This is a genomic window from Streptomyces sp. NBC_01341 (genome assembly GCF_035946055.1).
Lineage (GTDB): Bacteria > Actinomycetota > Actinomycetes > Streptomycetales > Streptomycetaceae > Streptomyces.
The window spans coordinates 2,981,543-3,006,653 of the sequence record NZ_CP108364.1; the positions used below are offsets into that span (position 1 = coordinate 2,981,543).

Here is a 25,111-nt window from a genome sequence, read left to right on the forward strand (position 1 = left end):
TCTTCTCCCCCGTCGTATCCGCGAGCCGTCGTGTCCGGAAGCCGTCGTGTCCACAAGCCGGCGTCTCCACCTGCGAACTGCCAGTCAGATTAGATGCCGGACCCGCTCGGCTGAAACCGGCCCGTCGACTCCTCCCGCATTTCCGGGTACGCGCAAGACATCCGCCCTCAGGGCAGCACACGGCAGAGCGCGTCCAGCGCCCCCGCCCAGCCGCTGTCCGACGGGGTGCCGTAGCCGATGACGAGGCCGTCGCGCCGCGCTTCCGCGTCCGGGTGTCCGAAGCGGGAGAGCCTTTCCAGTGCCAGCCCCTGCCAGGTGGCCGCCTGAACCACCGAGTGCTCGGCCCCCGCGGGGAGTTCGATCACTGCGTGCAGCCCGGCCGCGATGCCGCTCACCCGGAAGCCCGGGGCCCGCTCGGCCAGGGTCTCGACGAGCTGGTCCCGCCGACGCCTGTAGCGCAGGCGCATGGCACGCACGTGCCGGTCGTACGAACCGGACGCGATGAACTCCGCGAGGGTCAGCTGGTCCAGCGCCCCGGTCATCCACTCGGGGCCTCCCTTGGCGTCGCACACCTCCCGGACGAGCCCCTCCGGAAGCACCATCCAGGCGAGTCTCAGGCCCGGAGCCAGGGACTTGCCGGCCGTGCCCATGTAGACGACCCGTTCCGGGTCGAGCCCCTGGAGTGCGCCCACCGGCTGCCGGTCGTAGCGGAACTCGCCGTCGTAGTCGTCCTCCAGGATCAGACCGCCCGAGGAGCGTGCCCAGTCGACCGCTGCCGCCCGCCGGTCGGGATGCAGGGGGACGCCGGTGGGGAACTGGTGGGCCGGGGTCAGCAGGGCCGCTCCCACGCGGCGCATCCCGCCCAGATCGCCGGTCCTGGCCCCCAGTTCGTCCACCGGAAGGCACGGCGTGGCCAGGCCCGCTGCGGTCAGCAGGTTCCGGTGGATGTCGAGCCCGCTCGACTCGACGGCCGCCTCCCGCACGCCGCGGTGCCGCAGCACTTTCCCCATCAGGGCGAGTCCGTGGACGAATCCGGAGCAGATGACGATGCGTTCGGGATCGGCGTAGACCCCGCGTGCCCGTGCCAGATAGTCGGCCAGGGCCGTCCTCAGCTCGACGCGGCCCTGCGGGTCGCCGTATCCGAAAGCCTCGTCGGGTGCGACGGTGAGTGCTCGCTTCGAGGCCTTGAGCCATGCGGCGCGCGGGAAGGTCGAGACGTCCGGCGATCCCGGCATCAGGTTGTGGACGGGCCGCCGCCGTACCTGCCGGGACGGGGTACGGGGCGCTTTCGGCCCGGCCGCGTCGGCCCGCTGCGCGACTCTCGTCCCCGAGCCCTGCCGCGCGGTGAGCCGGCCCTCCGCGACCAGGTCGGCGTAGGCGTCGGCGACGGTGTTGCGGGCGATCCCCAGGTCGCGGGCGAGTGTCCGCGAGGAGGGCAACCGGGTGCCGGGCGCCAGCCGGCCGGTACGGACGGCCTCTCGCAGCGCGTTCGTCAGCCCGCTGCGCAGCCCCGGGCCGAGCGGTTCGATGTGCAGGTCGGCACCGAAAGCGGCCCAGGAATCCGTCATGGAAATGGACCATACCGCTGCGCCATCCGGCGCGTAGCCTCGTACCCATGACGACGAACACACAGCCGCTCGCGGCCTCCGAGTACGCCCCTGAGCACCCTGCCCGCCTGCAGTGGGCCGAGCTCGCCCCCGAGGTCTACAAGGCCATGGTCCGGCTGGACGCCGCGTCCCGTAAGGGAGTCGAGCCCAAGCTGCTGGAGCTGGTCAAGATCCGCGCCTCGCAGCTCAACCACTGCGCGTTCTGCCTGGACATGCACAGCAAGGACGCCCTCGCCGCCGGAGAGTCCGTCGAGCGCGTCGTCCAGCTCAGCGCATGGCAGGAGTCCTCACACTTCTACACGGAGAAGGAGCTGGCGGCGATCGAGCTGACGGAGGCGGTGACGGTCCTGACCGACGGATTCGTCCCGGACGAGGTGTACGCGAAGGCGGCCAAGCAGTTCGAGGAGGCCGAGCTCGCCCAGCTGATCGCGGCCATCACGGTGATCAACGCCTGGAACCGCTTCGGCGTGACCTGCCGGCTGACCCCCGGGCACTACACCCCCGGCAGTCACTGAGCCGACCGGCTCCCGGGGTGCTGAGAGGCACGTACGGGGGCGCCCCCGGCAGCAGTCGCTGCCGGGGGCGCCCCCGTACGGTTCCGGGTCCGGCCGGTGGCCGGGAGCCCGTCAGATCAGGCCGAGCTCGCGGACCGCGTCGCGCTCCTCGGTGAGCTCCTGCACGGACGCGTCGATGCGCGCACGGGAGAACTCGTTGATGTCCAGACCCTGGACGATCTCGTACTTCCCGTCCTTCGTGGTGACCGGGAAGGAGGAGATGATGCCCTCGGGGACGCCGTAGGAACCGTCCGACGGGATGCCCATCGAGGTCCAGTCGCCCTCGGCGGTGCCGTTGATCCACGTGTGCACGTGGTCGATGGCGGCGTTGGCCGCCGAGGCGGCCGAGGACGCGCCACGGGCCTCGATGATCGCGGCGCCGCGCTTGGCGACGGTCGGGATGAAGGTGTCGGCCAGCCAGACCTCGTCGTTGACGACCTCGGCGGCGTTCTTGCCGGCGATCTCCGCGTGGAAGATGTCCGGGTACTGGGTCGCCGAGTGGTTGCCCCAGATCGTCAGCCGCTTGATGTCGGAGACGGCGGCACCGGTCTTGGCGGCCAGCTGCGAGATCGCGCGGTTGTGGTCGAGGCGGGTCATCGCGGTGAAGCGCTCGGCCGGTACGTCCGGGGCGGCGGCCTGCGCGATGAGCGCGTTGGTGTTGGCCGGGTTGCCGACGACGAGCACCTTGATGTCGTCCGCGGCGTTGTCGTTGATGGCCTTGCCCTGCGGCTTGAAGATGCCGCCGTTGGCGGACAGCAGGTCGCCGCGCTCCATGCCCTTCGTGCGCGGGCGGGCGCCGACGAGGAGGGCGACGTTGGCACCGGCGAAGCCGACGTTGGCGTCGTCCGTGATCTCGATGTTGCGCAGGAGCGGGAAGGCGCAGTCGTCGAGCTCCATGGCAGTGCCCTCGGCCGCCTTGAGACCCTGGGGGATCTCGAGGAGTCGCAGGTTGACCGGCACGTCCGGGCCGAGCAGGTGGCCGGAGGCGATGCGGAAGAGCAGCGCGTAGCCGATCTGGCCGGCCGCGCCGGTGACGGTGACATTCACGGGAGTGCGGGTCATGGCGATCTCCGTTAGACAGCTGGCGGTGGGGGTCCCTGCCCCTGGTGCGGGACATCTCTGAATCTTGACGTGAAGAGATATCCGGCGATCAGGCTATCCGACCCGCGCCGCACCGACCGCCCGCCCCCCTGTGGGACCGCACACAGCCGGTTACGTACCGAAGCCGCCTACTCCGGCCCGGTGCACCCCGTCGTCCCGGACGCGAGCGTCGCGCAGGCCTTGGCGTCGGAGGGCTTCCGCACGGCGACCATCGGGGTGTACGCGTCCGCAGCGGCGTCGGCGTCCACGGCCCCGGTCTCCTCGGCCTGTCCGGCGGTGATCGTCACGGTGTCACCCGCGGCGCCCCGGGTGATGCGGGCCCACGCCGCCCCGCAGGTCTCGCTGTAGCGGACCTCGACGACGCCTGCGCCGACCGTCGCCCTCGCCACGGTGCCGGCGAACCGGCCACCGCAGCCCATCGCTTCGGGGTCCTGCCCGGTGCACGCGACGCCGCTGCACTCCACCCCTGCGGGCAACTGCGCCCTGGTGGTGGTGGCCGACGACCCTGTCGAGGGTGCCGCGGCGACGGAGCCGGGGGCGTCGCCCTCCCCGCCTCGGTCGCCGCCCCGGTCGGTGAGCAGCACGGCGGCGGCTGTCAGCAGGAGCGCGCCGACCACCCCCGCGACGAGCGCGGCCGTCCTGGGACGTCCGCCCCGCTTCTTCTCCCCGCCCGCCGGAACCGCGACCGACGGGACCGCGACCGACGGGACCGCGACCGACGAAACGGCACCCGGAGGAGCCGCATCCGCCGGGACAGCGTCCGACCGGTCACCGTGCGTCGGGCCTGCGTCCCACGGGTCACCGTCCGCGTACGGTCTGCCCGTCGAGGGACCCAGCGCGGGTACGGTCCCCGCTCGCGGCTGCTGCGGAATCCGCGGAAGGGTGCCGCGCTGGGTGGGCACGAAGGCCGCCCGCCACGCGTCGCGGGTCTCTCCTCCCGGTCCGGCGGCGGGGGACGCACCGGTGCCGGACGCCGCGTGGCGTGCGGCACCCGTGGGTGCGGGGGCCACGCCCGCCTCGCCGAGAGCCGCGCGCGCCTGGGAGATCCTGATCGCTTCCATCGTCATGTCGTGGCGCATCTCGGAGCGGCTCCAGGCCCGCTCGGCCAGTTCCCACATGGTCGTCAGATGGTTCTGCTGGGTACCCGTCACCTCGGCGAGCGCGATGACCGCCCCTCGCGGGGCGAGCAGCCGGCCGTTCAGATAACGCTCCCAGGACGTCTTGCTGTAGCCCGTGCGGTCGGCGACGGCGGCCAGGCTCAGACCGCCGCGGTCGACGAGTCTGCGCAGCTGACCGGTGAACTCCCGCAGCTGCGGATCGAGTTCTTCCGGCAGCGGCTTCCAACGAGGCATTGCTTTCCCCCAGTCGATTCCCCAGTCGATTCCCCGGACGCACCCGGCGCGCCTCCGGCGCCGGCACCGGGTCGTGGCCTGTCGCCGGAACGGCCGGTCCCGCGTCTCGGGCTACTCGGAAGGATGCCCTGATCCGGGCTGCCGGTTCCGGACGGAGAGGCGCACCGGGGCATTCGGTATGAGCGTGGGATCCGTTGTGCGCCGTAGGACCCGTCGAACGGTCCAGTGTCGTCGCGTGACCGTCACCGGGTGGCGGAATGGTCACTTCCGTGTCACAGGGGCCAGCCGTCTCCTGAACCGGCACCTCATGTCCACGACGCTTGGATCAGGACAGGGCAAGGCCGATCAAGTCGCTTCATTCCGGCGCCTCTTGTGCCGGTACGCCCGGTCCGGTGTCCGTCCCTTCTCGGGGGTGGGGACGGACACCGCGCGGGTCTTCCCGCGTGGCACGACTCCGCTAACGGATCGTGAAGTGGACCACGTCCTGCAGGAACGGGACGCTCAGCCACGGCTTGGGCTGCGCCATCAGCGCGATCAGCACGATCAGGGTGCCCATCAGCCCGTACGTGACGAGGTCGGTGAAGCGGGACCTCACGGCCAGCATGCCCACCGACGGAACCACCCAGCGGAGCACCGCACCGGCGAGGAGCGCGATGCCCACCAGCATCGAGCCGTACCGGAAGGACTCGTCGAACGGGTCGGTCCCCACGATCAGCAGCCCGATCCCGGCGGTGCAGAGCACCGTGAGCAGCGGCCACTGGCGGGCGGGTGCCGGCGCGTCTCCCGGCGCGGCCCGGCCGCCCCCCTCGGGGCGTGCGGTGTCACGGGTCAACGAGAAGCGCCGCGGGGGCGCCCAGGTCGAACCACTGCCCCCGCCCTCCACTGCGGTCCCGTCGGTGTCCACTGCGGTCCCGTCGGTGTCCACTGCCGCGTCCGTACCGGGAGCCCCGTCCGTACCGTCAGCCCCCTCCACACCGGCGGCCGCATTCGCATCGGCAGACGACGCATCCACACCAGCGGACGGCTCCTCACCCGCGGACGCGGTCGTCCCGGCGGACCGCTCCGCCCGGGCGGGCGCACCGGCGTGCGGGGGCGCGGCGTCCGCGTCGTGCGACTCGGCTCCCCCGACCGGCCCGGCCTGCTCGGACATCACTGCCTCCTCGGCCGGACCGTCGGTGTGCGTACCGCCCGCCGGACTCGTACCAGAACTCGTACCAGCACCCATGGAGTTCCTCCGGCCGGGTCAGCCGGCGGATTCGGCGGAGGCCTCGGCGGCGGCGCGTTCGGCCGCCTCGACCACGTTGACGAGCAGCTGGGCGCGGGTCATGGGGCCCACGCCGCCGGGGTTCGGGGCGACCCAGGCCGCCACTTCGGCCACACCGGGGTGGACGTCTCCGACGATCTTGCCGTTCTCGTCGCGGCTCACGCCGACGTCGAGCACGGCCGCGCCCGGCTTCACGTCCTCGGGCTTGATCAGGTGGGGCACACCGGCGGCCGCGACGATGATGTCGGCCTGCTTGAGGTGCGCCGAGAGGTCACGCGTGCCGGTGTGGCACTGGGTGACGGTGGCGTTCTCGGACTTGCGCGTCAGCAGCAGCGGAAGGGGACGGCCGATGGTGACGCCGCGCCCGACGACGACCACGTGGGCGCCGTTGATCTCCACACCGTGGCGCCGGAGGAGGGTGACGACACCCTGCGGGGTGCAGGGCAGCGGGCCGGTCTCGTTCAGGACGAGCTTGCCCAGGCTCATCGGGTGCAGCCCGTCGGCGTCCTTGGCCGGGTCCATCAGTTCGAGGATGCGGTTGGTGTCGATGCCCTTGGGAAGGGGGAGCTGCACGATGTAACCGGTGCACTCGGGATTGTCGTTGAGCTCCCGTACGACGGCCTCGATCTCCTCCTGCGTGGCCGTGTCGGGAAGTTCGCGCTGGATGGATCCCATGCCGACCTCGGCACAGTCGCGGTGCTTGCCGTTCACGTACCACCGGCTGCCCGGGTCGTCGCCGACGAGCAGGGTTCCCAGGCCGGGTGTGATGCCCTGCGCCTTGAGGGCCGCCACGCGGACGGTCAGATCGGACTTGATCGCAGCTGCGGTGGCCTTGCCATCGAGAATCTGGGCAGTCATGGCACCCATCCTCGCGGATGACCCCGCCCGCGTACCAATCCTGGCCTGCCACGTGGACACGAGGTTGCACTTGCACAACACATCGGGCAATCGGCTGGACACAAAGCGATGGTCAGGGCGACGATGAGGGGCGCATCACCGCGGACAGTGTCGGGGGGACCACCGTTCGGATTGCGCACCGTTCCTCCGCTCGGCCGTGGTCGTCCCCACATTTCCACAACGGAGGAAACCGCCCATGAGTTTCGGCGACCCCAACAACCCCTACGGCCAGCAGCAGCAGGGCGGTCAGCCGGGCTACGGCTATCCGCAGCAGACACCCCAGGGTGTCCCGCAGCAGGGTTACGGCTACCCGCAGGCACCGCCGGTTCCGGGTGGTTACGGCTTCCCGGGTGCACCGACCGAGATGCCCGGCGGCGTGAAGTCCGCGCGCGTGATGCTCTACGTGATAGCCGGCCTCCAGGTCATCGGCGCGATCATCTTTGCGATCGCCGCCGCCGCGGTGAACGCGGCCAAGAACGACGCGACCCTCAAGGACGACGTCCAGTTCCAGCAGCTGGCCGACTACTCGGGCGGCGCCCTGTGGGGCTTCGTCGTCTTCGCGGTGCTGTGGGGCGTCTTCGCCGTCGTCCTCGCCGCCAAGTTCGGCAAGGGCGGGAACGGACTGCGCGTCACGACCATCGTCTTCGGCGTGATCACGGCGATCCTGGGCCTCTACCCCTTCCTCGTGATCGGCCTCGTGCACACGGTTCTCGCCGTCCTGATCATCGTCTTCGTGGCGAAGGCCGACGGCGGTGCCTGGTTCAACCGCGGACGGCAGCCCCAGTACTGAGCCCCGCCTGCGCGCACGAAGGCCGTAACACCCGTAGCCCGGGTCTTACGGCCTTCGGCCGTTTCACGGCGCCTTGGTCGTCCGCTCCATGACCACGAACGACCCGGCCTCCCGGGTGATGCGGTACCGCGCCTCGGGGTGGAGCTGCTGCGCGTACTCCACCGGATCGTCGATCGGGCGCGACCAGCCGAAGTCCAGGTTGATCGCGACGACGTCGGGCGCCGTGCCGGGCGCCCCGCCGATCCAGTAGACCGTGCGGTCGCCGGTGAGGTGCGCCATCAACGTGATGTCGGTCTCCACCCGTGCGCCGGCGGGGATGGCACGCAGCGCTTCCTCGGCCGCGTGGGTGCGGGCGTCCGCGCGGTAGGTCTCGGGACGGAGCAGCTCACGGAACGGGAGGTGCTGGGTCAGCGCGACGGCGATCGCGGCGGCGACGGGGACGGCGACGTTCGCGTACGAGACGAGCCAGGGCCGCTTCGAGCCCCGGCTGCGCCGGATGCCGTCCGCCATGGCCAGGAACACGACCGGCATCAGGATCGCGCTGTAGTGCCAGACCATGCCCCAGTGGTTGGAGTCCTGCGAGAGCAGACGCCAGCCCAGGGTGGGCAGCACGAGAAGGATCAGCGGGGACCGCAGCGCCATGAAGGCGGTGATGCCGACCAGGAAGACGAGCATCTCCAGCTTGACCGAGGAGTCGAGGATGCCGAGCAGGGAGTCGAGCGGGGACACCTGCTGCCCGCCGTCCTCCTCGATCTTCTTCCAGTAGTCGTACGTCCCCGCACTGCTGGCCGCCGGTATGAGCACCAGGACGGTCAGCGCGAAGGAGAACACACCGAAGGCCGCCAGCAGGAAGCCCTGGAGCCTGCGCCCGTAGAAGGCGAGCAGGCCTCCGACGACCGCGACGGTGACTCCGAGGTCCTCCTTGACGAGGACCAGGGGCAGCGCCCACAGGACGGCCGCCCGCCAGCGCCCCGTGAGCAGGGCGCGGCAGACGAGTGCGATCAGCGGTACGGCGAAGGCTATCTCGTGGAAGTCGGCCTTCACCGCTTCCTGGAGGCCCCAGGACAGCCCGTAGGCGGCGGTGGCGCAGAGGCCTGCGCGGCCGCCCAGGATCTGCTGGACCGTGCGCCCGACGACGACGGCGGAGACGGCGAACAGTGCGGCCTGCGCGAACAGCAGGGCGACGGCCGACGGCCACACCCAGTAGAGCGGGACGAGGAGCGCCACCACGGGGCTGAAATGATCGCCGAGGATCAGATAGCCGGGGCCCTTGATGTCGACGACCGGGGCGTGCAGACCGGCGTACGCACGCACCTCCTGCTCGAAGATGCCGAGGTCCCAGGAGGGCGACTGGAAGTGGCTGAACCGGACGTAGGCGTAGAGGAAGTAGACCGCGCAGAGCAGGACGGCTGCGATCAGGTAGGGGCGCAGCGGTGCCGGGTGGAGCGGGCCGGCGGCCTCGCCGGCTTCCCCTTCGGATGCCTTCTCCGGCGCGTCGGTCTCGCTCTTGTTCAGATCAAGCACGGTGCCCCCGCCACGAATTGCCCATCGATCACTGCCGGCCGGGCCGGTGCCGCCCGCCACGGCCGGCCAAGCCATTCATTAGAACAGAGGGGCGACCGGAATTCGTAGGCCGGGACGCACCGCAGGCCGCACCCGGGCGGGTGCGGCCTGCGGTGCTGTCACTGGGCCGCGGTGACGTCGGTGTCGTGCGGTGTCGTGCACTGCACAGCGGTGAGCAGCGGTGTCACCGCGGTGGTGTCAGTGGAAGAAGTGGCGGGTGCCCGTGAAGTACATGGTCACGCCGGCCTTCTTCGCGGCCTCGACGACGAGCTCGTCGCGGACCGAGCCGCCCGGCTGGGCCACGGCCCTGATGCCCGCGGCGGTCAGGATCTCCAGGCCGTCGGGGAACGGGAAGAACGCGTCGGACGCGGCGTACGCACCGCGTGCCCGCTCCTCGCCGGCCCGCTCGACCGCGAGCTTCGCGGAGTCGACACGGTTGACCTGGCCCATGCCGACGCCGACGGAGGCGCCGTCCTTGGCGAGCAGGATCGCGTTCGACTTGACCGCGCGGCAGGCCTTCCAGGCGAAGGCGAGTTCCCTGAGTTCCTCGGCCGAAAGGGCGTCACCGGTGGCGAGGGTCCAGTTGGCCGGGTCGTCGCCGTCGGCCTGGAGCCGGTCGGTGACCTGGAGCAGCGCACCGCCGTCGATCGGCTTGACCTCGACCTCGGAGGCCGGGGCGTCGGGGCAGCGGAGCACGCGGATGTTCTTCTTGCGTGCGAGGACCTCGACCGCGCCGTCCTCGTACGCCGGGGCGACGATCACCTCGGTGAAGATCTCCGCGACCTGCTCGGCCATCTCGACGGTCACCGGGCGGTTGACGGCGATCACGCCGCCGAACGCGGACAGCGGGTCGCAGGCGTGCGCGTTGCGGTGCGCCTCGGCGACATCGTCCGCGATCGCGATACCGCACGGGTTGGCGTGCTTGATGATCGCGACGCACGGCTCGGCGTGGTCGTATGCGGCACGGCGAGCGGCGTCGGTGTCCGTGTAGTTGTTGTAGGACATCTCCTTGCCGTGCAGCTGCTCGGCCTCGGCGAGACCACCCTCGCCCGAGGTGTAGAGCGCCGCCGGCTGGTGCGGGTTCTCGCCGTAGCGCAGGACGTTCTTGCGCTCGTACGTCGCGCCGGAGAAGTCCGGGAAGCCGGAGTCGTCGGCGGCGGCGTAGCCGTCGGCGAACCAGGACGCCACGGCCACGTCGTACGCGGCGGTGTGCTGGAAGGCCTCGGCGGCGAGCCGCTTACGGGCGGTCAGGTCGAAACCGCCCGCCTTGACCGCGGCAAGGACGTCGGCGTAGCGCTCCGGGCTGGTGACGACGGCCACGGAGGGGTGGTTCTTGGCGGCGGCGCGGACCATCGAGGGGCCGCCGATGTCGATCTGCTCGACGCACTCGTCGTCGGAGGCGCCGGAGGCGACGGTCGCCTTGAACGGGTACAGGTTCACGACCACCAGGTCGAACGGCTCCACACCGAGCTCGGCGAGCTGCTCTCGGTGGGCGTCCAGACGCAGGTCGGCGAGGATGCCGGCGTGCACCCGGGGGTGAAGCGTCTTGACGCGGCCGTCGAGGCATTCGGGGAAGCCGGTGAGCTCCTCGACCTTCGTGACCGGCACTCCGGCGGCGGCGATCTTCCCGGCGGTGGAGCCGGTGGAGACCAGCTCGACACCGGCCTCGTGCAGACCGCGGGCGAGGTCTTCGAGCCCTGTCTTGTCGTAGACACTGACCAGGGCGCGGCGGATGGGCTTATTCACCGACATGACCGAGATGAACCTTTCGTCCCTCAATGCGATAGCCGTCGCGGGCGAGCCGCCCTACGGCCTCGACGAGCAGCTTGCGCTCGACTTCCTTGATGCGTTCGTGGAGGGCTGCTTCACCCTCCACCGTTTCCTCTTCGGTCACCTCGACCACGCCCTGCGCGATGATCGGACCGGTGTCGACGCCGTCGTCGACGAAGTGGACGGTGCACCCGGTGACCTTCACGCCGTACGCGAGCGCGTCGCGGACACCGTGAGCACCGGGAAAGCTGGGGAGCAGGGCGGGGTGGGTGTTGACGACGCGGCCGCCGAACTCGGCGAGGAAGCCCTTGCCCACGATCTTCATGAACCCGGCGGAGACCACGAGGTCCGGACGGTGCTCGGCCACGGCCGCGGTGAGCGCGGTGTCCCACTCCTCGCGGCTCGCGTACTCACCGACCTTGCAGACGAAGGTGGGCAGCCCCGCGCGCTCGGCACGCTCGGCGCCGAGGGTGCCGTGGCGGTCCGCGCCGACCGCTACGATCCGCGCGCCGTAGCCCTCGGGATCGTCCCCGATGGCGTCGAGGAGCGCTTGCAGATTCGTGCCTGAGCCGGAGACGAGCACGACCAGACGGGCCGGAGCGGCGGAGGGGGGCGGGGAGGCCACAGCAGGGCCCTTTCTCGCGTGATGGTGCGGATACGCGATGTACGGGAGAGCGTTTGTATGGTCGTACGAAAGAAGCTCGCCCCGCGATACGGGGAACTCTACGAACGGTCCGACCGTCAGCAACGATACCGGCACTCCCGGCGGCCCCCACGGGACGGGGGCGCGACCGGGAGGTAGCGTCAGGGGACAGGGAACCGCCCCCGGGCGGAAATGACGAGATGGGGAAGACGTTCACCACATGCCGGACCGCCTCCGCACCGCCCTTGGCCACCCGCTGCCCGAGCGGGCCGCCTCCATGCTGATGCGGGAACGCCATTCCTCTTCGCCGGACTCCTCCTCGGGCTCGGGTTCCGGCTCCTCGTCCGGCTCGGGCTCCGGTTCCTCGTCCGGTTCGGGCTCCGGCTCCTCGTCCGGTTCCGGCTCCGGTCCCACGCCGGACTCGCAGGCGGGCGGGGGCTCGTCATCCGGGTCATCGGACGACAATCCGTTCGCCGCGCCGCCCGAGGACAGGCCCGACCAGCCCTGGCAGCCCCGCCACCCGTCCCGGCCGCAGAACCACGGTGGCGACGGGAACGACGGCAACGACGAGGGCAGGCCCGACGACCGCCCCGTCTGGGGAAGCCAGTGGAGCGACCGCCAGCCCGGCCGGGAGAGCGGCGGCTTCGGCGGACGCCCCGGCAACACCCCGAGCGGTCAGGGCGGCGGGCCCGAGGGAAATCCCGGCGGACTGCGCTGGGACCCGACCGACCCCGTCCAGCGACGAGCGCGCTATGCGGTGCTCGGCGGTATGTGGGCGTTCTTCTTCGCCCTCTTCGACCTCCCCGAGATCGCGCTCCTGCTCGGGGCCCTGGCCGTCTACTGGTCGATCAGCGCCCTGCGCGGAGGCCCGCGCAAGCCCCCTGGGCCGGACGTCCGGACCGCCGTGGTGACCGGCGCCGGCCCGGAGCGACCGACGACACCGGCACCGCCGTCCGCCGCACCGGGAGCACCGCAGAGCACCGGACGCCAGCAGACGACGGCAGCGGTGAGCGGTCTGGTGACAGCCCTGCTGGCACTGGCGATCGTCGCCACCGGCTACACGGTTCAGCTCGTCTACCGCGACTACTACACCTGCGTGAACGACGCGCTCACCAAGTCCGGCGCGGTGGCGTGCAACGACAAGCTGCCCGAGCCGCTGGAGCCCTTCTTCGGCGTCAAGAAGTAGCAGCGTCGGCACGCCGCACCGTACAGACGTACACCGCCCGCTCCGACAACCACTACGGAGCGCTCTCCCGGCCCGGGTCCGGATGCCGATCGGCGTCCCCACCCGGGCCGGTCGGCTTCTCCGGCTCGGTTACGGGCGCCTCCGCGGGCGTCCCCGCGGGCGTCTCCGCGGGCGTCGGAGCCTGCGTGGGGGCGGACGGGGTGCCGGACCCCGCCGCGGGAGCGCCTTCGGCGGCGGGGGGACCGTCCGCCGAGCCGGCCGTGGAACCGGCTTCGGCTGCGGCCGGACGTGCGGGACCCGCACGGTCGGCTGCCTCCGCGCCCGGCTCCGCCACCCCTGTCCCAGGTGTAGCGGGTGTGGACTCCGCGACGGCTTCGGGGGCGGCGGGGAAGTCCGCCATCAGCCCGCCGGAGCTTCTCCGGAGGGCTGCCCAGCGCGCCTTCCTCGCCCCGTCCTCATGCCAGGAACCGGCCGACAGGAAGTCGTACGGTTCCTCGTCCGCCTTCGCCGCACCTGCCTCCGTGTCCCCCTTCTCCTGCGGCGGCCGCATCCCCGGGGCGCCCTTCGCCGACTTCTGCTCGGGCGCCGTCGACCCGGCATCCTTCACCTGGGCCGCGACGTCACGCCGCCATCCCCACCGGTTCTCCCGCAGCCGCCAGGCCCTGAGCAACAGCGCCGCCGGTACGCCGATCACGGCCGTCCACACGAGCGAAGCGGGGCCCACCAGCCACCACACCGGGCCGAACTCGGCCAGCGCCCCGGTACCCAGCGGCCCGCCCGAAGCGGCGGCCAGCGCCGCCGCACCTGCTCCGCAGCCCACGGCGCCCAGCCCGGCGATCAGCGCGGTCCACCCCTGGCCCCACGGCTCCTCGTCTCCGGCGGGTGAGGGGGCCGCACTCCGCGCGACGCGGCGGGCGACGGCCAGGGCGGCCACGGCCGGGACCGCGGCCGCCACCCAGTTCACCGCCGTCCCCGGGCCCTGCGACGGCATCGCAGCGAGCAGCGGGAAGTCCGGCAGTGCGGGGTGTCCGGCGAAGGCGAACGGTGTGACCGTGGACGCCGTGCCAAGGGCGAAGCCAGGTCCCATGCCGTACGAGGCACCCCACATGGCCGCGTTCGGCATGAGCGCCACAGCCAGCAGGAGCAGGGCGGATCTGCCGGCCCAGTCGCCGGACAGCCCCAGCAACGACCCCTTCGCGGCCCCCGCGTTCCACACCAGAGCCGCGACCACCAGCAGTGCCCCGCCGACGAGCAGCACCAGCATCCCTGCGGCCGCCGAGCGCAGCGCGGCCGCGCCACCCGCCCGGAATTTGGTGCGGGCCGCGGCCTCCTGGAGTCGGAGCGGCGCCCAGACCAGGAGCGAGGCCATCGGGCGCCCCCGCGCCGCCCAGACCCCCGCGGCGGCGGAGCCGGTGACCACGAACACGACGGGAAACGCGAGCGTGGCGCGGTCGACGGGCAGTCCCCCGCCCCGCCCGTAGGCCGCCGCTGCGAGCACGACCAGCAGGTAGCCGGCGCTCACCGCGCAGAACGCCCCGACCGCCGAGTGCCTGTCCGTGCCCTTCCCGTCCGTCTCCGCGGAGTCCCGGGCCGCCCGGTGCACGAGCCACACGGGCAGCACGACGAGCAGCAGGGGCACCGTGGCCACGGGGGCGGGGTGCCCGCCGAGCGTGTCGGTCCTGATGAGTTCGGCGCCGTGGGCGAGCAGCCAGAGACCGGTGGCGACGTGGAAGGCCCCGTCCGGTCCGCTGTCGGGGTACGGCGAGCTGATCCACAGCACCATGACCAGGACGGCCAGCGAGCCGAGTCCGAGCCCCGCGGCGATGGCTCCGCGCGCACACGCGGAGGCAAGCGCGGCGGACCTGCTCCGCTCGGCAGGCAACATCGGGCTGCGTTCGGTCACTTGGGTCACGCGGCCATGCTGCCAACGACACGCGCTTATTTCGTGTAACGGGCGAATAGCCGCTGTGTCGCTCAATATACGTTTATGTACTTTTTCACCCAGTGCAGTGTCATCGGGGGCGGAGGCCGCACATGACTCGAAGCGTCACGGGTCCGTCCCGCGCCGCCCCGTTGCCCTCCCCCAAGGAGCGCCGACGGCTGCGCGAGGCCAGGTCACTGAGTGAGGAGCAGGTCGCGGCGGCCATGGGCGTCACGCCCGCCACCGTCCGCGCCTGGGAGACGGGGCGCACCACGCCACGGGGCCGCCGCCGGGCGGCGTACGCCCGGCTGATCGGCTCCGCCGACCCCCGCACCACGCCGCAGCCCTCCGCCGTCGAAGCCACCGGGAGCAGCACGATGTCCCCGACAGAGCCCGGTCCCGGCGCCACCGCGAGCGCCCCGGCCGATCCCGCCACGGACGTGGTGCCTGACGCGACAGCACCTGAGGCACCGTCACCGCATCGCGAGGCGCCGGCGAACGGCCCGGGACCGGACGGCGCCGCGGACGCCGGACCGGATCTGCCGACGGCCACCGTGCAGGTCGCCCCGGCACCCGGAGGCCCCGCCCCGGCGGCGGCCGCGCCCGACGGCGACGTCCCCGGTCCCGCACCGGCGCGGCCGGTCCTCACGGCCGAGGCCGCGTTCGACAGCCTGTACGACCTCACGGCACCCGGACTGACGCGCCAGATGTACCTCCTGACGGGCCGCCGCCTGTTGTCCCGGGAGGCCGTCGAGCACGCTTTCCGGACCGCCTGGCAGCGATGGCCGGAGGTGGCCAGGGACCGTGATCCCGCGGGCTGGGCGCGGGCGGCGGCGTACGAGTACGCGATGTCGCCCTGGCACCGCATGCGGCGCACCCACCGCCGCCCCGACGCCCTGCCCGAGGAGCCCGGCAGGAAGGCACTGCTGGGCGCGCTGCTCGCACTGCCGCCCTCGTACCGCCGCACGCTGCTGCTCCACGACGGTGTCGGGCTGGGGCTGCCGGAGACAGCGGCCGAGACCGAGGCCAGCACGCCCGCCGCCGCGAACCGTCTGCTGAACGCCAGAGCCACCCTCGCCGAGTCGCTCCCCGAGCTGGCCGCACCCACGGATCCCGGCGGGCGGACCGCGCTGTTCCAGGAGCGGCTCGGCGCTCTCGCACTGGCCGAGGACGTGCCGGAACCGCCCACCGCTCCGTCGGTGCGCAGGGGCAGCGAGCGCGTCGCAGAACTCTGGACGCGGGCGGCGGTCTGTTTCGGCGTGCTGCTCATCGGGGCGACGGGCTTCACGCTGCACACGGCCCCCACGCAGTACGAGCAACCGCTCTCGCCTCCCCACCGCGTGGGCGGTGTCCCTCCGAGGGGTGGCCCGGAGCGTCTGACGCCCCAGGACCTGAAACTGCAGAAGGCGCTGCGGGAGAAGCTCGTGCACGGGCCGGAGCGTCTGGTTCCACGGATCCCCTGACCGCGCTGTCCGCCGGACACGCGCACGGTGGCTGCCCGCCGCACGAGCGAACGGCGCGGGCCCGCACCCTGTCGAGAACAGGGTGCGGGCCCGCGCCGTTTCGCCGTTTCCGCGGTGAAGCGGTGACGCTGCCTCGGGAGGTCAGCCGCCGAGGATCTCGCGAGCCAGCTTGGCGGTCTCGGTCGGCGTCTTGCCGACCTTGACGCCGGCGGCCTCGAGGGCCTCCTTCTTGGCCGCGGCGGTGCCGGAGGAACCGGAGACGATGGCGCCGGCGTGGCCCATGGTCTTGCCCTCCGGGGCGGTGAAGCCCGCGACGTAGCCGACGACCGGCTTCGTGACGTTCTTCGCGATGTAGTCGGCGGCACGCTCCTCGGCGTCGCCGCCGATCTCGCCGATCATCACGATGAGGTCGGTGTCGGGGTCCGCCTCGAACGCCGCGAGGGCGTCGATGTGCGTGGTGCCGATGACCGGGTCGCCACCGATGCCGACGGCGGACGAGAAGCCGATGTCACGCAGCTCGTACATCATCTGGTAGGTCAGCGTGCCGGACTTGGACACGAGACCGATGCGGCCGGGCTTGGTGATGTCGCCCGGGATGATGCCGGCGTTGGACTGGCCGGGGGTGATCAGGCCGGGGCAGTTCGGGCCGATGATCCGGGTCTTGTTGCCCTTCGAGCCGGCGTACGCCCAGAAGGCGGCCGAGTCGTGGACGGCGATGCCCTCGGTGATCACGACGGCCAGCGGGATCTCGGCGTCGATCGCCTCGACGACCGCGGCCTTCGCGAAGGCCGGCGGCACGAAGAGGACCGACACGTCGGCGCCGGTCTTCTCCATCGCCTCGGCGACGGACCCGAATACGGGTACCTCGGTGCCGTCGAAGTCGACGGTCGTGCCCGCCTTGCGGGGGTTCACGCCACCGACGATGTTGGTGCCGTCGGCCAGCATGAGCTTGGTGTGCTTCATGCCCGTGGCGCCGGTCATCCCCTGGACGATGACCTTGCTGTCCTTGGTGAGGAAGATAGCCATGGTGTTGGAGTCCCTTAGTCCCTTGTCGTGTCGGAGACGCGCAACGTCACAGCGCAGCCGCGGCGAGCTCGGCGGCCTTGTCGGCCGCGCCGTCCATGGTGTCCACGCGCTGAACCAGCGGGTGGTTGGCGTCGGAGAGGATCTTGCGACCCAGCTCCGCGTTGTTGCCGTCGAGGCGCACGACCAGCGGCTTGGTGACGTCCTCGCCCTTGGACTTGAGCAGCTCCAGGGCCTGGACGATGCCGTTGGCGACCTCGTCGCACGCGGTGATGCCACCGAAGACGTTGACGAAGACGGACTTGACGTCCGGGTCGCCGAGGATGATCTCGAGACCGTTCGCCATGACCTCCGCGGAGGCACCGCCACCGATGTCCAGGAAGTTGGCGGGCTTCACGTTGCCGTGGTTCTCACCGGCGTACGCGACGACGTCCAGGGTCGACATGACCAGACCGGCACCGTTACCGATGATGCCGACCTCGCCCTCGAGCTTGACGTAGTTGAGGTTCTTGGCCTTGGCGGCGGCCTCGAGGGGGTTGGCCGCGGCCTTGTCCTCGAGCGCCTCGTGGCCGGGCTGACGGAAGTCGGCGTTCTCGTCGAGAGACACCTTTCCGTCCAGCGCCAGGATGCGGCCGTCCTTCGTCTTCACCAGCGGGTTGACCTCGACGAGGAGCGCGTCCTCGGCGACGAAGGTGTCCCACAGGGTCACCATGGCCTCGGCGACACCCTCGGCCACCTCGGCCGGGAACTTCGCCAGGGCCACGATCTCGCGGGCCTTCTCGATGTCGACGCCGTCGACGGCGTTGACCGGGACCTTCGCGAGGGCCTCGGGGGTCTTCTCCGCGACCTCCTCGATGTCCATACCGCCCTGCACCGACGCCATGGCGAGGAAGGTGCGGTTGGTGCGGTCGAGAAGGTACGAGACGTAGTACTCCGCCTCGATCTCCGGGGACAGCTCGGCGATCATCACCTTGTGGACCGTGTGGCCCTTGATGTCCATGCCGAGGATGTCGGTCGCGCGAGCGACCGCCTCGTCCGGGTCTGCGGCCAGCTTCACGCCGCCGGCCTTGCCTCGGCCACCGACCTTCACCTGCGCCTTGACGACGGACTTGCCGCCCAGCCGCTCGGTCGCCTCGCGGGCTGCCTCAGGCGTGTCGATGACTTCACCGGCCAGCACCGGTACACCGTGCTTGGCGAAGAGGTCCCTCGCCTGGTACTCGAACAGGTCCACGCGCGTCCGTCCCTTTTAGTGGTCTCGCGGTTCGTTATCTGCGTGGGCGTGCCGCGAGGGCAGCGTGACTGCGCAGTCACAAGGGAGGCGCACACGGTCACCGAGTACGCGGCATGTCCATCCGGCAGGTTATCCCCGCGCCACGTCGGACCCTAAATTGCAGATCACACCTGAGCGGTGATAACGGTCACAGATCGCGCTGGTGACCGGGGTCCGGGGGACAAAACGCCTCGTCCGGCAGGGCCTCCGGGACGGCCCCGCGCGAGGGAGCGCGGCCGGGACGCACCGCCGGTCGGAAGCGCCGGTGCCATGACGGCCCGGGCGGAAGCGGTGCACCGTGACGGCCCGTTCCGGGCCGCCTCACCCGCCGCCGCCGGGTATCGGCAGCGGCCGCCTCTCGATCGCCGCGGCCATGACCTCGGGAAAGAGGTCCGGGGTGCAGGCGAAGGCCGGGGTACCCAGCGCGCCCATCGCGGCCGCGTGCTCGTGGTCGTAGGAGGGCGCGCCTTCGTCCGACAGCGCGAGCAGGGTCACGAACTGCACCCCCGACGCCTTCATCGCGGCGGCACGCCGGACCATCTCGTCCTTGATTCCACCCTCGTGGAGGTCGCTGATCAGGACGACGACGGTGTCCGCGGGGCGGCTGATCCTCGACTGGCAGTACGCGAGGGCGCGGTTGATGTCCGTACCGCCGCCGAGCCGCGTCCCGAACAGGACGTCGACGGGGTCGTCGAGCTGGTCCGTGAGGTCGACGACGGACGTGTCGAACACGACGAGTCTCGTCGCCAGGCTGCGCATGGAGGCGAGGACCGCGCCGAAGACGGCGGCGTGGACGACGGAGGACGCCATGGAACCCGACTGGTCGACGCAGAGGATGACCTCCTTCTTCACCGACCGGCCGGTGCGGGCGAATCCGACAAGGCGCTCGGGAATCACCGTGCCGGCCCCTGCCCGCCCGGGAAGGGGCACGTAGTTCTTGAGGTTGGCCCGGATCGTGCGGTCCCAGTCGATGTCCGGCCGGCGCGGCCGGCGGGTCCTCGCCGAGCGGTCCAGCGCGCCGGTGAGCGCGGCCCGCGTCCTGGAGGCCAGGCGGCGCTCCAGGTCCTCGGTGACCTTGCGGACGACCGCACGGGCGGTCTCCTTCGTCGTCTCGGGCATGGCCTTGCCGAGGGAGAGGAGGGTGCCGACGAGGTGGACGTCGGGTTCGACGGCCTCCAGCATCTCCGGTTCCAGCAGCAGGGCGGACAGCCCGAGCCGGTCGATCGCGTCACGCTGCATGACCTGGACGACGGGGACAGGGAAGTACGTACGGATGTCACCGAGCCACCGGGCCGCGGACGGGGCGGACGCCGCGAGGCCCGCGGATCGCTCGGGTCCGCCACGGCCGCCGGGCCTCCCGCCGCCGTAGAGCGAGGTCAGCGCACTGTCCATCGCCGCGTCGCGGCCCGTGAGCGCGTGTCCCGTGCCCTCGGCGCCGTCCGCGCCGAGCACCAGGCGCCAGCGCCGCAGCCTCTCGTCCTCCTGCGGTGCCGCTGCCGTGGCCTGCCCCTGTTCCTGTGCTCGTTCCTCCGGTCCGGTGCGCGTGCGGTGTCCGGTCATCCCGCCGCCACCCGCCCCTCCGGCGTGTCCAGACCGAGGAGCAGTCGCACCACCGGTGTGACGGCGTCCGCCCGTTCCTCGTCGACCGAGTGACCGAAACCCGGTGTGAACGCCCCGCTCTCCCCGCCCGCTCCCCCGCGGTCCGTCCCCCGCCGGACGAGGTCGCCCAGCGACCGCCGCACAGCGGGCTCGTAGGCCGCGAACGTGCGGCGCAACAGGGGGAGTACGTCGACGAACGCCTCCGTCGGTATGCCCGTCAGCCAGGCGTCGACGAGGGAGAGCAGCCGATCGTCGTGGACCAGCAGCATGCCGCCGCCGGACGCTCCCCCGGCGAAGCCCTCGATCCATGCCGCCGCGTCGGCCGGCGGCGTGCCCGGGGACAGCGCCAGGCTCATCAGCCGTGCCGTCCCGTCCTCGGTGGCCCGTCCTTCGTCGAGGAGCAGTCGAGCGGCACGGCCCCGGACCCGGCCGGCGACCGCGTCCCTCGACGAGAGCCTGCGCAGGGTCACGGTCCATCGGTCCTTCAGCCCGTCCGTCCGGGAGACGTCGGTGAGCAGTCCGATCGCGCCGTGCACGGCGTCCAGCCGGTCGTGCGCCTGCGCCGCGCCCTCCGGGGCGAGGCCGGTGCAGGCGGGCGGCAGGCCCACGCAGACGCGCTCGGCGATTCCGGCCGCGACCGCCGCCAGAGCCGTGGTGCCGGTGGACCGGACATCCCCGTACCGCAGGGAGCGGGCCAGGGGTGGCAGGGCGTCGGCGAGGTGGCCGACATCGGCGTCGAGGGCGGCCCGGTCGGCGAGCGCCCGCATCACGACGGAGAGTGCCCCGGGCAGCCCGGCCAGCAGGCACCGCTCGGCGAGCGCGGTGACCGCCGCGAGCGAGGGCGCGGACACGGCGTCCGACTCGGCCCTCGCCGTCGCGGCGGCGAGCACGGTGGTGCCCCACACCCCGGCCTCGGCGACCCGCACGAAGAGCTCGGGTTCCCAGCTCAGCCGCCAGGTCTCCCGGAACGTGCCCGTACTGCCCCGGCCCGCGACGGGCTCACCCCAGGCCACGTCCAGGAGGTGCAGTCTGTGCAGCAGCCGGCTGCGGGCCGCGTCGTTGTCCTCGCGCAGATCGAGCTCGATGTCGCGCGGCTCCGCCTCGGACCGGAGCCTGAGTGAGCGCTGCTGTCCGGTCAGGTCCCGTTGGAGCGGAACGGCGGGGGCGTCGTCCGGCACCTCGCCGAGGATCTCGCCGACGACCAGACGGTCCCGCACCAGGGCGAGCGGCACTTCGGAGCCCTCACACATGACGGCCCGCACCGCGTCGGTGGCTTCCGCCAGACCCACGGCGGGCCGGTCCCGCAAGGCCGCCAGTGTCTCCGCGAGCCGCACTGCCTCGATGACATGGGCCGGTGACACGGGCCGGTCCTCTTCGCGAAGGAGGCCTGCGACCTTCGTCATCCAGCGTTCGACGGGCAGGTCGGGGGAACCGAAGAGGTGCCCGTACCAGCCGGGGGACTCGATGCCCGCGCCGTATCCGCTGCGCCGGGCGAGTCTGCGGTGGGTCCACGGCACCCAGGTCAGCTCGGTCCTGACCTTGGGAATCCCCTTGAGGAGTGACCGGTCGGCGGCGACCGTCGTCCTCGCGGCGAGCGCGGGAACGTGCCAGGCACCGCACACCACCGCGATGTCGTCGCCGAACTCCTTGCGGGCCGCCCGGAGCCGGAGGCGCATGCAGGCCTCCCGGACCGCGTCCTGGGGATGCCCCCCGTCGCCGTACGCCTCGCGCAGCGCCGTCATCGCCTCGGCGAGCGCGGCGAACGGGGCGCACGCATCGGCGCGCGGGCCGGCCTGCCCACGGTGTTCGACGACGTCCTCCCACCAGCGCTCGGGGTCGTCGTGGCCGGCGGCCCCGGCCAGGATCCCGAGGGGATCGATCCCCCGTCCGTCCCCGTCCGGCTCCTCCGGTGCGTCGGGCCCGCCCTCCGGATGCCCGCTCATGGCAAGGGAGTTGGACGCCGGCAGGTCCATGAAACGCACCGGGACGCCGTGCGCCAGTGCCCAGCGGATCGCCACCCACTCGGGCGAGAAGTCGGCCATCGGCCAGAACGCGGCACGCCCCGGATCGTCGACGGCGTGTGCGAGCAGCGCGACGGGCGGGCGCATGCCGTCGTCGGCGGCGAGCGGCAGCAGCGCGTCGCCCTCCGGAGGGCCCTCGACGAGCACCGCCCTCGGGCGCGCGGCCTCCAGGGCGGCGCGGACCGCGCGGGCGGACCCCGGGCCGTGGTGGCGTACGCCCAGGAGCAGCGGCCCCCGGGCCGCGGCCGGCACCGGCGCGCGGGGCGTCATGCCGTGGCCTCCCGGCAGGCGCGGTAGAAGTCCTTCCAGCCGTCCCGCTCCCGGACCACGGTCTCCACGTACTCCTGCCAGATCACACGGTCGGCGGTGGGGTCACGGACGACGGCGCCGAGGATCCCGGCCGCCACGTCGTGGGGGCGGAGCACGCCGTCGCCGAAATGGGCCGCCAGAGCGAGGCCACCGGTCACGACGGAGATGGCTTCGGCGGTGGACAGCGTGCCGGAAGGGGACTTGAGCCTCGTGCGGCCGTCCGTGGTGATGCCGTCGCGCAGTTCGCGGAAGACCGTGACGACACGCCGGATCTCGGCCATGCCGTCCGGGACCGCGGGAAGTCCGAGGGAGCGTCCGATCCGGGCGACGCGCCGCGACACGATGTCCACCTCGGCCTCGGCGGTCGCGGGCAGCGGGAGGACGACGGTGCTGAACCGGCGTCGCAGCGCTCCGGACAGCTCGTTGACCCCCCGGTCGCGGTCGTTGGCCGTGGCGATGAGGTTGAACCCCTGGACGGCCTGGACCTCCTGCCCGAGTTCGGGCACCGGAAGCGTCTTCTCCGACAGGATCGTGATGAGCGCGTCCTGTACGTCGGCCGGGATGCGGGTGAGCTCCTCGATCCTGGCGGTCATTCCCTCGGCCATGGCCCGCATGACCGGGCTCGGCACCAGGGCCTCGCGGCTCGGCCCGCCCGCCAGCAGCTGTGCGTAGTTCCACCCGTAGCGGACGGCTTCCTCGGGGGTGCCGGCGGTGCCCTGGACCAGCAGGGTCGAGTCTCCGCTGACGGCCGCCGCGAGATGCTCGGAGACCCAGGTCTTGGCGGTGCCCGGCACTCCGAGGAGCAGCAGGGCACGGTCGGTGGCGAGCGTGGACACGGCGACCTCGACGAGACGGCGCGGACCCACGTACTTCGGGGTGATCAGTGCGCCTCCGGGGAGTGTCCCGCCCAGCAGATAGGTGGAGACGGCCCACGGCGAGAGCTTCCAACGCGCGGGCCTGGGGCGGTCGTCGGCGGCCGCGAGCACTTTCAGCTCGTCGGCGAAGTCGTGCTCGGCATGCGGTCTCAGTACTTGGCCGCCGGCTGCGCCGGACTGCGCGGACACGGTCATGGATCCCCCTCCGAATCGGTCGAACCGATGCGGTTTCCACCGTGCACCATGGCACTGACAATCGGCCCGCCCCGCCGGCCGGGGGCGGGTTCGCCGGACCGGGACCGGTCGTCGTGGTCCGCGCCCCCGCCGGTTCCGTCCGGTGAGCTCGCGTACGGTCCCCGACGCGTTCACGCGGCCATGCGCCATGCGCCATGGAAGAAGCGCAGGTCGGAGCCCGTTGTCAGTGGCGCGTCCTACCGTCGGTGCCATGCTGCTTTCACAGGGGGAGGAACCAGCGCGCACCGCAGGGCCCGGGGCGCGCCGGACCGTGGACGAGGTGCTGGCCCTGGCTCCTGACGAGGCGTCGCGCGACGCCGTGCGCGTCACGGGCTCGGAGGGCCTGTGGTCCGGCGCGGGCACCGCCGGATCCGGGGTCGTGTGGGGGCTGCGGGCGACGGAGGACGGCATAACGCACCGCACGGCGGCAGCCCTGAACGAAGGCAGGTACACCTGCAGTTGCGCCCCGGCGGAACCTCCCTGCCCGCACGCGCTGGAGCTGCTTCTCCTCCATGCGGGCGACCGACCCGTGCTGCGGCGGAGCGCCGAGCCGCCGGCCTGGGTCGAGGAGTGGCTGACGGGCGTCCGTGGGGGGACGGCAGAGGCCGGGGCCCCCGGCGCCCCGGCGGGTGGGGGGCCGGCGGCGGACGACGGCGCCGCCGGCCGGGCACGCGCGGCGCGGCGGCGCGCCGCCCGCAGGGCCGCGCGCATCACGGGCGGGGCTCAGGAGCTGGAGCAGCGCCTCACGGATCTGCTGCGCGGCGGACTCGCGGCGGCAGAAGATCCCGCCGACCCGCTGTGGGAGGAGACGGCGGCCCGCATGGTCGACGCCCAGGCCCCCGGACTCGCCCACCGGGTACGGGAGTTGGGTGAGGTGCCCGCGTCGGGGGCGGGCTGGCCCGTGCGGATGCTGGAGGAGTGCGCCCTGCTTCACCTGCTGGACACCGCCTGGCTCGGCCTCGGCGGACTGCCCGCACCCCTGGCCGCGACCGTGCGTACGAGAGTGGGACTGACGGCCTCCGCCGAGGGACCGGCCGTCCGTGACCACTGGCTGGTCCTCGCCCAGTACGACGTGCCGGACGGCCGGATCGTCACCCGCCGCATCTGGCTGCACGGCAGGGCCTGCGGGCGCACTGCGCTGCTGTTGTCCTACGGCGCGGCGGGACGCGCCCCGGACCTGACACTGCCGGTGGGCAGCGTGATCGACGCGGAGGTCACGCCCTATCCGGGCGGCGGCCGGCTGAGGGGCGAGCTCGGGCGGCGGTTCGGGGATCCGGACGCCGATCCGTCCCCTCCGCCGGGGGGCACGACAGCCGACGCACTCGCCGCGTACGGCCGGGCACTGCGGGACGATCCCTGGCTGGACGCCTGGCCCTCCGTGCTGTGCGACGTCATACCCGCCCCGTCCGAAGAGGGCTGGCGGCTGGTCGGCACCGACTCGGCCGCGGTGCCGGTCACCGGCTCAGCACTGTCCCGGCCGGGACTGTGGAAGCTCCTGTCGCTCTCCGGCGGCCGGCCGATGACGGTCTTCGGCGAGTGCGGGCACCGGGGCTTCGAGCCGCTGGCGGCCTGGCCCCCGGACGGCTCGGACGGCTTCGGCACGAGGGGGCCCGTGGCACTCCTCTGATCCCCGGGCCGTCCGAGCCCGTCCGGAACCGAACCGCGGCAC

19 protein-coding genes are annotated in these 25,111 nt (G+C 72.4%); 5 read left to right on the forward strand and 14 right to left on the reverse strand.

Annotated elements, in window-relative coordinates; all coding sequences use genetic code 11:
- Positions 1 to 167: 167 nt before the first annotated feature.
- Complete coding sequence (pdxR, locus tag OG206_RS12845) at positions 168 to 1,568, reverse strand: MocR-like pyridoxine biosynthesis transcription factor PdxR (RefSeq protein ID WP_327115481.1); 1,401 nt, start codon at positions 1,566 to 1,568, stop codon at positions 168 to 170.
- Between the two features lie 47 nt (positions 1,569 to 1,615).
- Between pdxR and OG206_RS12850 the strand changes: the two genes are divergently transcribed.
- Positions 1,616 to 2,122: a carboxymuconolactone decarboxylase family protein gene (locus OG206_RS12850; RefSeq protein ID WP_327115483.1), complete on the forward strand. Its 507-nt coding sequence runs from the start codon at positions 1,616 to 1,618 to the stop codon at positions 2,120 to 2,122.
- A gap of 111 nt (positions 2,123 to 2,233) precedes the next feature.
- On the opposite strand, the gene OG206_RS12855 is transcribed toward OG206_RS12850, so the two are convergent.
- From OG206_RS12855 to OG206_RS12870, 4 genes are all read right to left on the reverse strand, one after another.
- A complete protein-coding gene (locus OG206_RS12855; protein ID WP_327115485.1) occupies positions 2,234 to 3,223 on the reverse strand; it encodes a malate dehydrogenase in 990 nt (329 codons plus the stop codon).
- 167 nt (positions 3,224 to 3,390) lie between these two features.
- Positions 3,391 to 4,614: a helix-turn-helix domain-containing protein gene (locus OG206_RS12860; RefSeq protein ID WP_327115487.1), complete on the reverse strand. Its 1,224-nt coding sequence runs from the start codon at positions 4,612 to 4,614 to the stop codon at positions 3,391 to 3,393.
- Between the two features lie 457 nt (positions 4,615 to 5,071).
- Positions 5,072 to 5,839: a DUF3017 domain-containing protein gene (locus tag OG206_RS12865; protein ID WP_327115489.1), complete on the reverse strand. Its 768-nt coding sequence runs from the start codon at positions 5,837 to 5,839 to the stop codon at positions 5,072 to 5,074.
- A gap of 18 nt (positions 5,840 to 5,857) precedes the next feature.
- Positions 5,858 to 6,736, reverse strand: coding sequence for a bifunctional methylenetetrahydrofolate dehydrogenase/methenyltetrahydrofolate cyclohydrolase (locus tag OG206_RS12870; protein ID WP_327115491.1), 879 nt, complete (start codon positions 6,734 to 6,736; stop codon positions 5,858 to 5,860).
- Between the two features lie 235 nt (positions 6,737 to 6,971).
- Here OG206_RS12870 and OG206_RS12875 point away from each other — a divergent pair, with 235 nt between their 5' ends.
- Entirely contained in the window at positions 6,972 to 7,565 is a 594-nt protein-coding gene (locus OG206_RS12875; protein ID WP_327115493.1) for a hypothetical protein, read from the forward strand.
- A 63-nt stretch (positions 7,566 to 7,628) separates the two neighbouring features.
- On the opposite strand, the gene OG206_RS12880 is transcribed toward OG206_RS12875, so the two are convergent.
- The 3 genes from OG206_RS12880 to purN form a co-directional block, all read right to left on the reverse strand.
- Positions 7,629 to 9,089 (reverse strand): DUF2079 domain-containing protein, encoded by a 1,461-nt coding sequence (locus tag OG206_RS12880; protein WP_442805841.1) that lies wholly within the window; start codon positions 9,087 to 9,089, stop codon positions 7,629 to 7,631.
- 237 nt (positions 9,090 to 9,326) lie between these two features.
- On the reverse strand, positions 9,327 to 10,880 hold the full coding sequence (gene purH, locus OG206_RS12885) for a bifunctional phosphoribosylaminoimidazolecarboxamide formyltransferase/IMP cyclohydrolase (RefSeq protein ID WP_327115496.1): 1,554 nt from the start codon (positions 10,878 to 10,880) through the stop codon (positions 9,327 to 9,329).
- Positions 10,867 to 11,523, reverse strand: a complete 657-nt coding sequence (purN, locus tag OG206_RS12890) for a phosphoribosylglycinamide formyltransferase (RefSeq protein ID WP_327115498.1) — start codon at positions 11,521 to 11,523, stop codon at positions 10,867 to 10,869. Before purN ends, purH begins: the two co-directional genes overlap by 14 nt.
- Positions 11,524 to 11,761: 238 nt before the next feature.
- Between purN and OG206_RS12895 the strand changes: the two genes are divergently transcribed.
- On the forward strand, positions 11,762 to 12,727 hold the full coding sequence (locus tag OG206_RS12895; protein ID WP_327115500.1) for a hypothetical protein: 966 nt from the start codon (positions 11,762 to 11,764) through the stop codon (positions 12,725 to 12,727).
- Positions 12,728 to 12,779: 52 nt separating this feature from the next.
- On the opposite strand, the gene OG206_RS12900 is transcribed toward OG206_RS12895, so the two are convergent.
- On the reverse strand, positions 12,780 to 14,630 hold the full coding sequence (locus OG206_RS12900; protein WP_327122259.1) for a cell division protein PerM: 1,851 nt from the start codon (positions 14,628 to 14,630) through the stop codon (positions 12,780 to 12,782).
- Between the two features lie 131 nt (positions 14,631 to 14,761).
- Here OG206_RS12900 and OG206_RS12905 point away from each other — a divergent pair, with 131 nt between their 5' ends.
- The gene (locus tag OG206_RS12905) at positions 14,762 to 16,111 is read left to right on the forward strand and encodes a helix-turn-helix domain-containing protein (protein WP_327115502.1); all 1,350 of its coding nucleotides are present in this window, start codon (positions 14,762 to 14,764) and stop codon (positions 16,109 to 16,111) included.
- 141 nt (positions 16,112 to 16,252) lie between these two features.
- Here OG206_RS12905 and sucD read toward each other — a convergent pair whose 3' ends face one another.
- The 5 genes from sucD to OG206_RS12930 all read right to left on the reverse strand — a co-directional run bounded on the left by sucD (position 16,253) and on the right by OG206_RS12930 (position 23,403).
- Entirely contained in the window at positions 16,253 to 17,137 is an 885-nt protein-coding gene (gene sucD, locus OG206_RS12910; protein ID WP_327115504.1) for a succinate--CoA ligase subunit alpha, read from the reverse strand.
- A gap of 46 nt (positions 17,138 to 17,183) precedes the next feature.
- Complete coding sequence (gene sucC / locus OG206_RS12915) at positions 17,184 to 18,365, reverse strand: ADP-forming succinate--CoA ligase subunit beta (protein WP_327115506.1); 1,182 nt, start codon at positions 18,363 to 18,365, stop codon at positions 17,184 to 17,186.
- Between the two features lie 360 nt (positions 18,366 to 18,725).
- The gene (locus OG206_RS12920; protein WP_327115508.1) at positions 18,726 to 19,964 is read right to left on the reverse strand and encodes a VWA domain-containing protein; all 1,239 of its coding nucleotides are present in this window, start codon (positions 19,962 to 19,964) and stop codon (positions 18,726 to 18,728) included.
- On the reverse strand, positions 19,961 to 22,294 hold the full coding sequence (locus OG206_RS12925) for a DUF5682 family protein (RefSeq protein WP_327115510.1): 2,334 nt from the start codon (positions 22,292 to 22,294) through the stop codon (positions 19,961 to 19,963). Before OG206_RS12925 ends, OG206_RS12920 begins: the two co-directional genes overlap by 4 nt.
- Positions 22,291 to 23,403: an ATP-binding protein gene (locus tag OG206_RS12930; protein WP_327115512.1), complete on the reverse strand. Its 1,113-nt coding sequence runs from the start codon at positions 23,401 to 23,403 to the stop codon at positions 22,291 to 22,293. Before OG206_RS12930 ends, OG206_RS12925 begins: the two co-directional genes overlap by 4 nt.
- Before the next feature lie 250 nt (positions 23,404 to 23,653).
- Here OG206_RS12930 and OG206_RS12935 point away from each other — a divergent pair, with 250 nt between their 5' ends.
- Complete coding sequence (locus OG206_RS12935; RefSeq protein WP_327115514.1) at positions 23,654 to 25,069, forward strand: SWIM zinc finger family protein; 1,416 nt, start codon at positions 23,654 to 23,656, stop codon at positions 25,067 to 25,069.
- Positions 25,070 to 25,111 lie beyond the last annotated feature (42 nt).